This is a genomic window from Burkholderia paludis, from assembly GCF_000732615.1.
GTDB classification, from domain to species: Bacteria; Pseudomonadota; Gammaproteobacteria; order Burkholderiales; family Burkholderiaceae; genus Burkholderia; species Burkholderia paludis.
The window spans coordinates 81,356-94,222 of the sequence record NZ_JPGL01000018.1; the positions used below are offsets into that span (position 1 = coordinate 81,356).

Consider the following 12,867-nt stretch of genomic DNA (forward strand, 5'->3'; position numbering starts at 1 on the left):
TGGCGATCCTCGGGCGCGATCGACGCGACGGCGTCAGGCCGTCACGGCATCGTCATATTCGGCACGGGCAAGCTGGCCGGCGGCGTAAGCCTCGGCTTCCCCACGGAAGCCCTCCTGGCTGAACGCAACGACTTTGACGCCGACGCCGCTCGCCCGCTTCACCGTCAGCGCCCATTGCCATCCACCGTCTTGTTCAAAGACGTGCAGCGAGGGTTCGAAGGAAGAGTCGAGTACGGTCACGCGTTTTGCTCCTGCCCCCTTGCGCGCCGCATCGGCAACGCTTGAGGCATGTCGAAAGGGTCGCGCCGGGATACGACGCGTTTCTGCCATTCGACAGTCTAGTCAATGATTGTTGCGACGCACCATCAGAGGTTTCACTCATCTATCGGAACCGGGCGGTCGATCGAATTTGCCTGAAACCCATATGGGACAAGTCTCAGCGCCGTTTCCGGAGATCAGGATCGGCGCGCGTGCGGCAACGTGCCGCACATTTGGCCGCTTGCCAGCCTCGGCCCGTCTCGTGTCGTAAAACGGGGCGCGAACCAACCGTCGCGCGGAACTGCCGGGCGGCCAAACTGCCCGGCCTCCGGGCATCCGGCCAACGATGCGGGTCGCTATCGGGCCACACCGGCCGGCATCACGCGCCGGAACGTCAGGTTCACGCGCTCGCCCTGCACGCCCGGCGCCTTCGGCACGCGATGCTGCCATTCCGTTTGCGTGCGCCCGCGCATCACGATCAGGCTGCCGTGCGCGAGGCGATACGCCTGCGTGGCGCCGGTCGCGCGATGACGAAGATCGAACACGCGCGTGGCGCCGAGGCTCACCGATGCGATCACCGGCGCGGCGCCCAGTTCGGGTTCGTTGTCCGCGTGCCAGCCAAGGCTGTCCTGCCCGTTGCGGTAGCGATTGAGCAGCACGCTGTTGAAATGCGTGCCGCATGTCGCCTCGACCGCATGCTTCAGGTCGAGCACGGCCGGCGTCCACGGCGCCGGCACGTTGCGGATCCCCGAATACACGTACACGGCGTCCGGCTCGCCCTGCCATGCGGTGAGCCTCGGCAACGGAATGCGTCCGCGCGGCGTGCGGATCGTGTCCTGCCGCCACGCGACCTCGTCGATCAGCGCGGCGAGCGCGCGATCGGCATCGGGCGGCGCGAGCCAGTCCGGATACCAGTCCACGTCGGGCGCGGGCGTGTCAGCGAAGAGATCGGGCGTCGACATGGCGAAAGAAACGGGGGATGAACGTTGCGCGGCAGTACATGCCTGCATACTAGCCAACGGCGCGGCGCGCCGCCATGCGCTATCATTCGCGCCCGCCGGAAACCGCCGCGCCCGGCGCTCCGCGACGCGCACTCGCGCATCGTGCGAGCATCGCCACGCGTCACGTCGTGGCGCGCGGCGTGCTTCCGCCATGCCGGCCGGCGCGATCCGGCCGCTTTCTTTCCGGATTCCATCATGACGACACTCTCCGACGCCGCCCTCGATCAACTGTTCCTCACCGCGCGCACGCACAACGCGTGGCAGGACAAGCCCGTCGACGACGCTCTCCTGCACCGGCTGGTCGACCTGGCGAAATTCGGCCCGACGTCGGCGAACGCGAGCCCCGCGCGCTTCGTGTTCGTCAAGTCGCCCGAAGCGAAGGCGCGCCTGAAGCCCGCGCTGTCCGAGGGCAATCTCGCGAAGACGATGGCCGCGCCCGTCACCGTGATCGTCGGCATGGACATGGCGTTTCACGAGCATCTGCCGCGCCTGTTCCCGCACGCCGACGCACGCAGCTGGTTTGCCGGCAACGATGCGCTGATCGAGGCCACCGCGTTCCGCAATTCGTCGCTGCAGGGCGCCTACCTGATCCTGGCCGCGCGTGCGCTCGGCCTCGACGCGGGCCCGATGTCCGGCTTCGACGGCGCAAAGGTCGATGCCGCGTTCTTCGCGGGCACCGCGATCAGGAGCAACTTCCTCGTGAATCTCGGCTACGGCGATCCGGCGGGCCTGTTCCCGCGCAGCCCGCGCTTCGACTTCGACGACATCGCCCGCATCGCGTGACGGCCGCCGGCCAGGACACATTCCCGCCGATCTCGCGGGTAACGGGCTGGCACCGGCCCCGCGCATGATTTTTTCAAACGGGCGAACGTGCGCTACCCGCCGCGCGTCAGCCGGATCAGGGTGATCTCGGACGGCACGCCGAAACGATTCGGCGGCCCCCAGTAACCGGTCCCGCGGCTCGTATAGAGCCACAGACGGCCGAAGCGGCTCAGCCCGCCGATCACCGGCTGCTGCAGCCGCACGAACGGCGGCCACGGCAGAAACTGGCCGCCGTGCGTATGCCCCGACAACTGCACGGTAAAACCTGCGCGGTTCGCCGCTTCCGCGCTGCGCGGCTGGTGCGCGAGCAGGATCTTCGTGGCGACGTCGTGCGGCGCGCCCGCCAGCGCCCGCTCGGGGTCGCTGCGATGGGCGGGATCGAACCCGCCCGCGGTGAAGTCGGTCACACCCGCGAGCACCGCGTGCGCGCCGTCGTGCTCGATCAGCACGTGTTCGTTCAGCAGCACCGTCAGCCCGATGCGGCGGAATTCGTCGATCCAGGCGTGGGCGCCCGCGTAATACTCATGGTTGCCGGTCACGAGGAAGCTGCCGTGCCGCGACCGCATGCGGCCGAGCGGCGCCGTGTGCTCGCGCAGGCGCTTGACCGAGCCGTCCACCACGTCGCCCGTCACGACGACGAGGTCGGCGTCGAGCGCATTGACCGCACGCACGATCCGTTCGACATAGGGCCGCTTGATCGTCGGCCCGACGTGGATGTCCGACAGTTGCACGATCGTCAGCCCGTCGAGCGCGGCCGGCAGCTCCGCGACCGGAATCGACACGCGCTTCACCGCCGCCGTGCGGCGCGCGCCGACGAATCCGATCGCGGTGACGAGCAACGCGCCCGCCAGCACGCCGAGCGCCGTGTCGGCCGCGGCGCCGCTCCACGCGCCGTCGTGTCCGGCATGCCGCCATGCGGATACGCCGAGCAGCACGACTTCGCGCAGCAGCGTCAGCAGGAGCAGCGAAGAGAAGAAACCCATCACGAGCGAGCCGGCCCAGCCGGCCAGCGTCGCGCCCCAGCCTTCGTCGAAGCGGCGCGAGAACATGCCGACCGGAATCAGCACGACGAAGCTCGCCAGCACGAGCGCCGCGATCGTGCGCGCGACCGGCGACGCGAATGCGTCGGGAATGATCCGTATCCCGACATACAGATGGAACAGCACGCCGATTGCAATGAACCGGACAAAGAAACTTCGCATGGAACGCTCACCCTTCGTTGCGATACCGCCTTGTCGCTTCCGCGACGCACGTCGCACGACGCCGTGAGGCCCCGTGCCGCGCGTCGCGCCGTACGGACGATGGTACACAGATCGCGGTCGCGACGACCGGACGCGGCCGGGTCCTCCCGGGCTCCTGCTCCGACGCCGTTCGTCGCGACCTCGCCGGCCGACCCGACGCCGGCGCGATCGATGCGCCCTCCCGACCGACGCACGCGGCTGTCGACCTGCAACGCAGACTGCGCAGGACTCGTCCGGCGCGTCCTGCCGATCCGCTCCGATTCACGCACATTCGAGAGGTAATTCATCACCACTCCACCCAATTCCTCCCGATATGAATCACAAATTCCGCCACCCGTCGTTCGCCTGACTATTATTTACAATTGCCTGACTATTCGCCACGAGCACGCACTGGCAGAATCGCGCCGATCCTGCCGCCGCCGCCGAAACGCGGGGCCATGCACGCGGACGCGCCCGCCCGGCAACGCCCCGCGCGGCGCGCGGGGCGGACGGCTGGCGATCCGTATCGTGCTGATTTATGATCGGGTCCGTATCGCGGAATCGTCGTCGCGGCGACGAACCGCATTGCGCCGCGCCCGGCATCCACCCTCATCGTCGAGCTCGTCACACCATGAGAAAAACAACGCCGCGCGCGCCCCTGCGCGTCGCCGCCGTCCTGGCGCCAGCCCTGCCGCTCGCGGGCTGCGCATCGCGCGGCGCACCGTCGTACGTCCTGTTCGGCGCATATTTCCCGCTTTGGCTCGTCAGTGCGATCGTCGGCGTCGTCGGCGCGATCGTCGCGCACCGCGTCTTCGTCGCGACCGGCTGGGCTGCCACGGTGCCTTACCAGCTCGCCGTCTGCACGGCGATCGGGCTGGTGGTCGCCGTGATCGTCTGGCTCACGGGCACGGGGCCGTTCGCATGAAGGCCGCCGGCATCGCCCGCCCCTCCGTGAAAGGCCGCGTGATCGCGCTGGCGATCGTCGCGCTCGGCATCGCGGCGCTCGCCTACGCCTACCTCCGCACGACGGCCTACCCGTCCACCGACGACGCATCGATCGACGCCGACGTCGTCCACGTCGCGTCGCCCGTCGGCGGTCGCATCGTGCGGCTCGCGGTGTATGAAAACCAGCGCGTCGCGAAAGGCGACCTGCTGTATGAAATCGACCCCGTGCCATACCGGCTGACGGTTGCGCAGGCACAGGCCGACCTCGAGCTGGCGCGCGCGTCGCTCGACACGCGGCGCCGTTCGCTGATCGGCGAACGCTCGAACGCGGCCGTCGCCGTCGAGCAGGTCAAGCGCGCGACGCAGAACGCCGATCTCGCGATGCGCGACGTGAACCGGCTCGCGCCGCTCGCCGCGCAGGGCTACGTCAGCGCGCAACAGTTCGACCAGGCGAAGGTCCGCCAGCGCGATGCGGCCGTGTCGCTCGCACAGGCTCGGGAGCAGCAGCGCGCAACCGCGCAGACGATCGGCGACGAGGCCGATGCGATCGCGACGCTGCATGCGCGCGAGGCCGCGCTGGCCCGGGCGCAGCATGCGCTCGACGATACGGTCGTGCGCGCGCCGCACGACGGCCTCGTGACGGGCCTCACCGTGCTCGCCGGCGAAACCCTTGCGCCGAATCAGTCGATCTTCACGCTGATCGACGCGAGCGAATGGTTCGCCGTCGGCAACTTCCGCGAGACGTCGCTGAATCGCATCGAGGTCGGCGACTGCGCGACCGTGTATTCGATGATCGACCGCAGCCGCCCGATGACGGGCAAGGTCGTCGGCATCGGCGCGGGCATCGCGGACAGCGACCGCATCAACCTGCCGCGCACGCTGCCGATCGTGCAGCGCTCGGTGAACTGGGTGCACGTCGCGCAGCGCTTTCCCGTGCGCGTGAAGCTCGACGAACCCGACGGCAAGCTCGTGCGCGTCGGCGCCAGCGCGATCGTCGAGGTCCGGCATGGCACTGCCTGCCGCTGAGGTTCGCGCGCCGGGCCCGCGCGAAATCCTGCGGCTGCTCGCGCCGTTCCCGGGGCGTGCGACGACCGCCGTCCGGGTCGCGCTGATCTGCGCGTTCACCGCGCTCGTCACGAGCGCGTACGGCACGCCGGAAGCCGCGTTGTCCGCGTACGTCGTGTTCTTCCTGATCCGCGCCGACCGCGTGACGAGCATCGTGCTCGCGGCCGCGCTGCTGCTGCTCGTCACGATCGTGATCGGGCTCGTGCTCGGCATCGCGATCTTCAGCATCGACTATTCGATCCTGCGGGTCGCGTGCATGGCCGTGCTGTCGGTCGGCCTCCTCTACCTGACTTCGGCCAGCAAGCTGCGCCCGGTCGGCGCGATCCTCGCGATGATCATCGGCTTCGGGCTCGACCAGCTCGGCCTCGCGCCGTTCGGCGAGGCCGCGACGCGCGCGCTGCTGTACATCTGGCTGACGATCGCGATTCCGGTCGGCGTCGCGATCGTCGTCAACCTGCTGATCGCGCCGTCGCCGCGCAAGCTCGTGCATGCGCAGCTGGCGAAGCGGTTGCGGCTCGCCGCACGGCGGCTGCGTGGCGACGACACGGCGCGCGACGCGTTCGACACCTGCCTGCGCGAGGGCGACAAGCAGTTGCTCACGTGGCTCAAGCTGTCGAAACTCGAAGGCACGTCGTCCGCCGCCGACTTCGCGGCCCTGCGGCAGGCCGTTGCGTCGAGCACCGCGCTGCTCGTCGGCGTCGCGCTGGCCGATCGCGAACCGGACGCGCGGCTGCCCGACGCGTACGCCGCGCCGATCGCCGCGACGCTCGACGAAATGGCCGGCATCCTCGACCGGGGCGGCTACCCGGTCGACGTGACGCTCGCGCTGCCGCCGGCCGACGCGCTGCCGCCGCTCGCACGCGTGGCCGCGACGAATCTCGACGCAGCGATCACGCGCTTCGCGGAGCCGGCCGCAACGCCCGGCGGCGCATCCCCGGCGCCGGCCGCCGCCCCCGCGCCGCGCGGCGGCTTCTTCCTGCCGGACGCGCGCACCAATCCCGACCACGTCCGTTACGCGCTGAAGACGACCGCCGCGGCGATCTTCTGCTACCTGCTGTACTCGCAGCTCGACTGGTCGGGCATCCATACGTGCGTCGTCACCTGCTACATCGTGTCGCTCGGCTCGACCGCCGAGACGGTCGAGAAGCTCACGCTGCGGATCGTCGGCTGCATCGTCGGCGCGCTGCTCGGCACCGCGGCGCTCGTGTTCGTCGTGCCGTCGCTGTCGTCGGTCGGCCACCTGATGGCGCTGGTGTTCGCCGGCGCGTGGCTCGCCGCGTGGGTCGCGTTCGGCTCGCCGCGCATCGCCTATGCGGGCTTCCAGGTCGCGTTCGCGTTTTTCCTGTGCGTGATCCAGGGCGCGGGCCCCGGCTTCGACCTGACGATCGCGCGCGACCGTACGATCGGCATCCTGCTCGGCAACGTCGTCGTGTATCTCGTGTTCACGCGCATCTGGCCCGTCAGCGTCGGCAAGCAGATCGACGTCGGGCTGACGGCGCTGATCGACCAGTGGCGGCGGCTCGTGCAGGTCGCGCAGCCGGCCGAGCGGCGCGCGCTCGCGGCCGAGGCGTTCGCGCGCCACGGTGCGATCGCGCAGGAGCTGGGGCTGGTCCACTACGAACCGTCATGGGTGCGGCCGGCCGCCGCCTGGCTCGCCGCGCGGCGACGCGCGCTCGCCGAGCTCGGCGCACTCGAAGGCCCGCTGTTCCTGCTCGCCGAACGCACCCCCGGCGACACGTCGATCGGTGCGCAGCTCGCACGCGTGACCGAACCGCGCGACGACGAAACCGCACCCCGCACGGACTCCCCCGCGCCGCCGGTGCCGCCGCCGGGCGCAACCCCGACGGACCCCGCACGCGACGCGCTGCTGAACCTGATCGACACGCGGCTCGCACACATCGCCGACGCCGCGCATCAAGCCACACCGAAGGAGCCTGCCCCCCATGCGCGTACCTGAACCGCCGGCCGCCTCGATCGCCGCCGCCCTCGCGACCGCCGTCGCGCTGGCCGGCTGCGCGACGTCGTCGATCGATCTGGCGCCGGAGGCGCCCGACCGCCCGTGGCAGCCGCAGACGTCGGCCGCGGGCGACATCGTGCCGGGCCCGCCGCGCGCATCCGCGCAAGGCGCGCGCGACTACACGCTGCCCGCGTCGCCCGCGCTCGCATCGGTATCGCCGCCGGCCGCGCTCGACGCCGCGCATGCGTACACGCTGCCCGAGCTGATCGATCTCGCCGAATCGGCGAACCCGCTGACTCGCATCGCCTGGAACGACGCGCGCAACGCGGCGCTCACGGTCGGCCTGGCCAAGGCCGCCTACCTGCCGCGGCTGTCCGCGACGGCCATGGGCGCGTACCAGGCGAACCACGGCTCGACGTCGACGGTCCTCGGCGATGCGTCGAGCGACACCACCGTGCACGGCACCATTTCGGCGCTGTCGCTGCAATGGCTGCTGTTCGATTTCGGCGGCCGCGCGGCGCGCGTCGAAGCGGCCGAACAGGCCTCGATCGCGTCGAACGTCGCGTTCACGGCCGTGCACCAGCAGGTGATCCACGACGTGACCGTCGCGTATTACCGCTACGAAGCCGCACGCTCGCGCGCGCTCAGCGCACGACAGGGCCTCGCGAACGCGGACGCGATCCTCGCGGCATCGCGCGCGCGACTCCGGCACGGCGTCGGCACGGTCGTCGAGCTTGCGCAGGCAACGCAGAACCGCGCGCAGGCGAACCTCGCGCTCGTGCAGGCGAACGGCGCGGAAAGCGACGGCTACCTCGCCCTCGTCTCCGCGCTCGGCATCTCGCCGCTGTCGAAGCCGACGATCGCCGCGCTGCCGAAGCGGCCGCTGCCCGCCGCGCTCGGCACGTCGGTCGACGCGATCGTGTCGGACGCGATCGCGCGCCGCCCCGACCTGCAGGGCGCGTTCGCGATCGAGAAGGCCAATCGCGCGAAGATCAAGGCCGCGGAGGCCGCGTTCATGCCGAAGATCTTCCTGTCCGCGTCGACCTCGTACGCGAGCGGCGGCACGTCCATCTCCGCGCTGCCCGCGATCGGCGACCAGTCTCCGACCGTCAACCTGAACGGCAGCCGCTACGGCGGCGGCGTGTTCCTCGGCGTGACGATTCCGCTGTACGACGGCGGCCTGCGCTCGGCCGTGCTGATGCAGGCGCGCAACGATGCGGAGAGCGCCTCCGCGCGCCTCACGCGGACCAAGGAGGAAGCCGTCCGCCAGGTGGTTGCGGCGCAGAACGCGGTGCAGACGAGCCTCGCGTCGCACGACGCCGCGCAGGCGCTCGTCGATGCCGCGCAGACGAGCTACGACGCCGCGCTGACCGCGTACCGGAACGGCGTCGGCTCGGTCACCGACGCGACGATCGCGCAAAGCCAGTTGCTGGCGGCGCGCAACGCCGAGGTCGACAGCTATGCCGGCGCGCTGTCGGCCGCCGCCGCGCTCGCGCTCGCGACGGGGACGATCGGCTCGGCGCAGTAGCGCGGCGGCCGCGAGACGGTTGACGCAAGCGCTTGCCGCCCACTAGAATGCCGCCCATTCTTCCTTCAGGAAACATCGTGGACAGTTGCAGCACTCCGTTGCGTGCGCCGCTTGCCGCCTGAACGCCTGTCCGCCGCAGTTCTCCTGCCCCGGCTCGCGTTCCGCGAGCCGCACGCCTACCGTTTCACACTGAATGACGCATTCGCGCGGTACAGTACCGCGCGTTGACGGCTATCTTCGCGTCGCCAGCGGCCTTGCGCCGCGGCGACGCGAGCCGGCATGCGCACCTTGCACGGCAGGACAACCATGACTTTCGATTTCGCACTCCGTCTTTTCACCGCGTTCGCCTGCGGCGTCGCCATCGGCGTCGAGCGCCAGATGCGGCAGCGCACGGCCGGCCTGCGCACGATCACGCTCGTCGCGAGCGGCGCCTGCCTGTTCGTCACGCTCGGCGTGCTCACCGGCAACGGCGTGGCGGGCGTCACGCAGATCGCCGCGTACGTCGTGTCGGGCGTCGGCTTTCTCGGCGGCGGCGTGATCATGCGCGACAAGGGCTCGATCCAGGGCATCAACACGGCCGCGACGCTGTGGTGCTCGGCCGCCGTCGGCGTGCTGTCCGGCTCGGGCCACTACGTGCCCGCGCTCGCCGGCACGGGCGTCGTGCTGCTTACCAATACGGTGCTGCGCGGCGTCAGCCAGGCGATCAACGCGACGCCCGTATCGAACGCCGATCTCGTGCGCGAATACCAGATCACCGTGATCTGCCTGGCCTCCGACGAAGTGCACATCCGCACGCTGCTGTCGAACTCGATGTACGCGAAGCCGCTGTCGTTCCAGAGCCTCACGAGCGAGGACGTGCCCGACCAGCCGGACCGGCTGAAGGTCACCGCGACACTGAAGCTGCATCCGAAGGATCAGCAGAAGCTCGAGCAGATCGCGAGCCGGATGAGCATGGAGAAGAGCATTTCCAGCGTGAGCTGGACCGCGAAGGAAGCGGAGCCGATGATGGAGTGAGCGGCCCGCTTTTGTCAGGGGGTTTCGATCAGCCCGGCCGAGATGGCCTTCACGACCGCCTGGACCTTGTTCGTCGCGCCCAGCTTCTCGAGGATGTTGTTGACGTGGAAGTTGACCGTCCGCTCCGAGATGCTGAGGATCTGGCCGATCTCGCACGCGGTCTTGCCCTCGGCCGTCCAGCACAGCACCTCGCGCTCGCGCGCGGTCAGCGTGACGCCCGCCGCCGGCGACAGCTTCGGCACCATGAAGCGGCTCATCAGCGAATGCGACAGGTTCGCGAGCCAGTTCGTCTGCAGCGTCAGCATGTTGATCTCGGCCGGCGTCAGCCGGTCGGCATGGCGCGCGATGCTCAGCAGGCCGAACGCACCGCGGGCCGCCCAGCTCGATTGCGCGACGCCCACCGACAGCCCGAATTCGCGCGCATCCGACCACAACGGGCAGGGATCGATCCGGTCGACGTCCGGCCAGACGATCATGTTGGGGCTGAGCGTGCCGTCGCGAACCGTCGAATCGATCTCGATGTAGTTCTTCGCCTGGTAGTGCGCCATCCAGCCGTCCGGATAGGTGTCGAAGATCGCCACCGCCGGCTTCGATACGGGCAGCGGCACCCGAATGCCGTAACAGCAGTATTCGAATCCCAGCCGTTTGGAATAGGCGGCAATCCGCTGGAAGAGCTGCTGCTCGTCTTCCGCGGCGCTGAATTGTTGATAGGCATCCTGCCAGCGCAGTTCCATTCTTTCTCCGACAACGTCACGCTGTCATACTTGTCAGGTTTCAGCGCCCGTTCGGGGCTGATACATTCCGCGCATGACTTCACCTTTGCTGCACCCGGTCCCCGGCCCGTCCCCGGACGGCTACGTACGCCTGTCCGAAAGCGCACTGGCCGCGCTTGCGCTCGACCATGTCGCGAGCGGCCTCGACGCCTCGCTGCTTGCAGAACTCCGCGACAACGCAATCGATGCGCGCATCGCCGGCTATACCGAATGGCATCGCGCCGCCCGTGCCGGCGTCGCCTACGTGACGGTCGGCTGGGACTGGTATCTCGAACGCGCGACGGGTACGTTCGTGATCGCAGGCGGCGACGTCCGCAGCAACGTGATGGCCGTCGACGCCGCCGGCGCCGACATCGGCATGTTCCGCACGGCCGCCGCGCTCGCCGCGCGACTCGCCTGCATCGACTGGCCCGCCGCGGTCGCGTCCGCCCTGCGCGGGCACAACGACGCCTATCATGCCGGTCCGACGCTCCAGTGACAACTGGCAGAGCTATTCATCAGATCATTTCCGCAAAGCTGGCGCTCTTTATAAGCAAAAGCGGCCCATTTTTCAATCCCGTTGATCAAGAAAGCGTTACCGCGTCCTGAATACCCGCTCCCCGCCGCCACCCTGTAAGAGTTACCAGTTACACCCCCCTCGTGCTGCGCGCTGTAATGCATGCATACAAAAGCACAGATCCGAGGACACCATGCGGACCTTCGTTCACGAAGAAGGGCGGTTACCACACGAACTTGCAGCGGATCTCGGGCGCTACCGGCGCCGCGTGTTCATCGAGCAGCTTGGTTGGGCGCTCCCGTCGGCGAATGAAAGTTTCGAGCGCGACCAGTTCGATCGCGACGATACCGTGTACGTGTTCGCGCGGAACGCCAGCGGCGACATGTGCGGATGTGCGCGCCTGCTGCCGACGACGCGCCCGTATCTGCTGGAGTCGCTGTTCGCCGACCTGATCGCCGAGGACATGCCGCTGCCGCAATCGGCCGCCGTCTGGGAGTTGTCCCGGTTCGCGGCGACCGACGACGAAGGCGGGCCGGGCAATGCCGAGTGGGCCGTACGCCCGATGCTCGCCGCCGTCGTCGAATGCGCGGCGCAGCTTGGCGCACGGCAGCTGATCGGCGTGACGTTCGCGAGCATGGAGCGGCTGTTCCGCCGGATCGGCATACACGCGCACCGCGCAGGCCCGCCCCGGCAGGTGGACGGGCGTCTGGTGGTCGCGTGCTGGATCGACATCGATCCGCAAACGTTTGCAGCACTAGGAATCACGCCGGGGCAAGTTGCCCGGCAAGCTATCGCCGCCTGAGCCGGAACGCGCGTTTCCGTCCTGGCGGCATCGTAACGAAGGAGAACCCACGTGGACCAATCCCAGGTCTTTCGCGCGATGATGCCCGGGCTGACGAGCGCCAACGGCGCCCGCATCGCAGTCGCCTACCCGTCGTTTCCCCGGCCGCTGCCGCTCGTGCGGCTCGACCGCCGCGGGCTGGTGTTTCGCGCCGCCGGCACTGCGCCGCTGGTTTGCGGGCTGCCGCGGGCGGCGACCCTGCTGGTTGCCGACGAACCGCTCTGCTCGCTGCGCCTCGTGATCCGCGACATCGCCCCGGCCGGCGACGGCCGTCACGACCTGACGATGCAGCCGTCCGGCGCCGCGGGCGACGAGTTACTGTGGCACGCGCTGCGCGACCATGAGCCCTATCGCCGGATTCAGCACCCGCTCGCCCCCGTCGACGCGTCCGTCGCGCCCGACACCGAGCCGCATGCGACGGCCGGCGAAGCCGGGCCGCGCCCGTCGCGCACCGCGGCGTTCCGCCTGCCGTGCCATAGCGACGCCCTGTTCTTTGCCGACTGGCTCGAATATCACTTCGACGAGCTGCGCGCGCTGTCGCAGCTGCACGGGCCGCAACTTCAGCTCAACCAGCTCGAGCGACAGGTTGCCGACGACGAAGTCGGCGTGCGCTTCGTCTACGACATCGACGGGCACGCGACGCGGCACGCGCTGACCGACTGCGCACGCGAGGCCTGTGCGTGGATCGAGACGGAGATGCGCGACAAGTACGCGTTGCCGGTCGCGCAGGAACGGTTCGGCGCGTTCGCGGCCCATGCGCGGAGCGGCGGCGCCTGAATGCAGCCACGGCAGCGAGTTGCATCGATGCAACAAGGGCTTGCCAACCTTCGGGTTTTCCCTTAAATTAGCGCTTGTCTCCTCCATGTCTCCAAACATGGATTCAGCCCGCTCAAGCAGCGGGCTTTTTTATTGCCTGCGCGAACCGCGAGGCCACGGCCGCTTCGCGC

The 12,867-nt window shown here is 69.3% G+C and carries 13 protein-coding genes; 9 read left to right on the forward strand and 4 right to left on the reverse strand.

The features are described 5' to 3' along the window. Positions 1 to 33 precede the first annotated feature (33 nt). Both GQ56_RS0113430 and GQ56_RS0113435 read right to left on the reverse strand, forming a co-directional pair. The gene (locus tag GQ56_RS0113430) at positions 34 to 240 is read right to left on the reverse strand and encodes a hypothetical protein (RefSeq protein ID WP_031399150.1); all 207 of its coding nucleotides are present in this window, start codon (positions 238 to 240) and stop codon (positions 34 to 36) included. Positions 241 to 614: 374 nt separating this feature from the next. Next, positions 615 to 1,220, reverse strand: a complete 606-nt coding sequence (locus tag GQ56_RS0113435; protein ID WP_031399151.1) for an alpha-ketoglutarate-dependent dioxygenase AlkB family protein — start codon at positions 1,218 to 1,220, stop codon at positions 615 to 617. Positions 1,221 to 1,454: 234 nt separating this feature from the next. On the opposite strand from GQ56_RS0113435, the gene GQ56_RS0113440 reads away from it, so the two are divergent. Then, positions 1,455 to 2,042, forward strand: a complete 588-nt coding sequence (locus tag GQ56_RS0113440) for a malonic semialdehyde reductase (RefSeq protein WP_031399152.1) — start codon at positions 1,455 to 1,457, stop codon at positions 2,040 to 2,042. Positions 2,043 to 2,134: 92 nt separating this feature from the next. Here the strand turns inward: GQ56_RS0113440 and GQ56_RS0113445 are convergent, their stop codons facing one another. Next, the gene (locus tag GQ56_RS0113445; RefSeq protein WP_031399153.1) at positions 2,135 to 3,283 is read right to left on the reverse strand and encodes a metallophosphoesterase; all 1,149 of its coding nucleotides are present in this window, start codon (positions 3,281 to 3,283) and stop codon (positions 2,135 to 2,137) included. A gap of 649 nt (positions 3,284 to 3,932) precedes the next feature. Here GQ56_RS0113445 and GQ56_RS0113450 point away from each other — a divergent pair. The 5 genes from GQ56_RS0113450 to GQ56_RS0113470 all read left to right on the forward strand — a co-directional run bounded on the left by GQ56_RS0113450 (position 3,933) and on the right by GQ56_RS0113470 (position 9,810). Then, positions 3,933 to 4,226, forward strand: a complete 294-nt coding sequence (locus GQ56_RS0113450) for a hypothetical protein (RefSeq protein ID WP_011547413.1) — start codon at positions 3,933 to 3,935, stop codon at positions 4,224 to 4,226. Next, a complete protein-coding gene (gene mdtN / locus GQ56_RS0113455) occupies positions 4,223 to 5,272 on the forward strand; it encodes a multidrug transporter subunit MdtN (RefSeq protein WP_031399154.1) in 1,050 nt (349 codons plus the stop codon). The genes GQ56_RS0113450 and mdtN overlap by 4 nt, the downstream gene beginning before the upstream one ends. Beyond that, the gene (locus GQ56_RS0113460) at positions 5,253 to 7,268 is read left to right on the forward strand and encodes an FUSC family protein (RefSeq protein ID WP_031399155.1); all 2,016 of its coding nucleotides are present in this window, start codon (positions 5,253 to 5,255) and stop codon (positions 7,266 to 7,268) included. The genes mdtN and GQ56_RS0113460 overlap by 20 nt, the downstream gene beginning before the upstream one ends. After that, complete coding sequence (locus GQ56_RS0113465) at positions 7,255 to 8,796, forward strand: TolC family protein (protein WP_031399156.1); 1,542 nt, start codon at positions 7,255 to 7,257, stop codon at positions 8,794 to 8,796. Before GQ56_RS0113460 ends, GQ56_RS0113465 begins: the two co-directional genes overlap by 14 nt. A gap of 306 nt (positions 8,797 to 9,102) precedes the next feature. Continuing rightward, the gene (locus GQ56_RS0113470) at positions 9,103 to 9,810 is read left to right on the forward strand and encodes an MgtC/SapB family protein (protein ID WP_031399157.1); all 708 of its coding nucleotides are present in this window, start codon (positions 9,103 to 9,105) and stop codon (positions 9,808 to 9,810) included. Between the two features lie 14 nt (positions 9,811 to 9,824). Here GQ56_RS0113470 and GQ56_RS0113475 read toward each other — a convergent pair whose 3' ends face one another. Next, a complete protein-coding gene (locus GQ56_RS0113475; RefSeq protein WP_031399158.1) occupies positions 9,825 to 10,544 on the reverse strand; it encodes an autoinducer binding domain-containing protein in 720 nt (239 codons plus the stop codon). A 73-nt stretch (positions 10,545 to 10,617) separates the two neighbouring features. Here GQ56_RS0113475 and GQ56_RS0113480 point away from each other — a divergent pair, with 73 nt between their 5' ends. The 3 genes from GQ56_RS0113480 to GQ56_RS0113490 all read left to right on the forward strand — a co-directional run bounded on the left by GQ56_RS0113480 (position 10,618) and on the right by GQ56_RS0113490 (position 12,697). After that, the gene (locus GQ56_RS0113480) at positions 10,618 to 11,061 is read left to right on the forward strand and encodes a DUF4902 domain-containing protein (protein ID WP_031399159.1); all 444 of its coding nucleotides are present in this window, start codon (positions 10,618 to 10,620) and stop codon (positions 11,059 to 11,061) included. Positions 11,062 to 11,272: 211 nt separating this feature from the next. Beyond that, complete coding sequence (locus GQ56_RS0113485; RefSeq protein WP_031399160.1) at positions 11,273 to 11,881, forward strand: acyl-homoserine-lactone synthase; 609 nt, start codon at positions 11,273 to 11,275, stop codon at positions 11,879 to 11,881. Positions 11,882 to 11,932: 51 nt separating this feature from the next. Next, positions 11,933 to 12,697 (forward strand): hypothetical protein, encoded by a 765-nt coding sequence (locus tag GQ56_RS0113490; protein ID WP_031399161.1) that lies wholly within the window; start codon positions 11,933 to 11,935, stop codon positions 12,695 to 12,697. Positions 12,698 to 12,867: the final 170 nt, after the last annotated feature.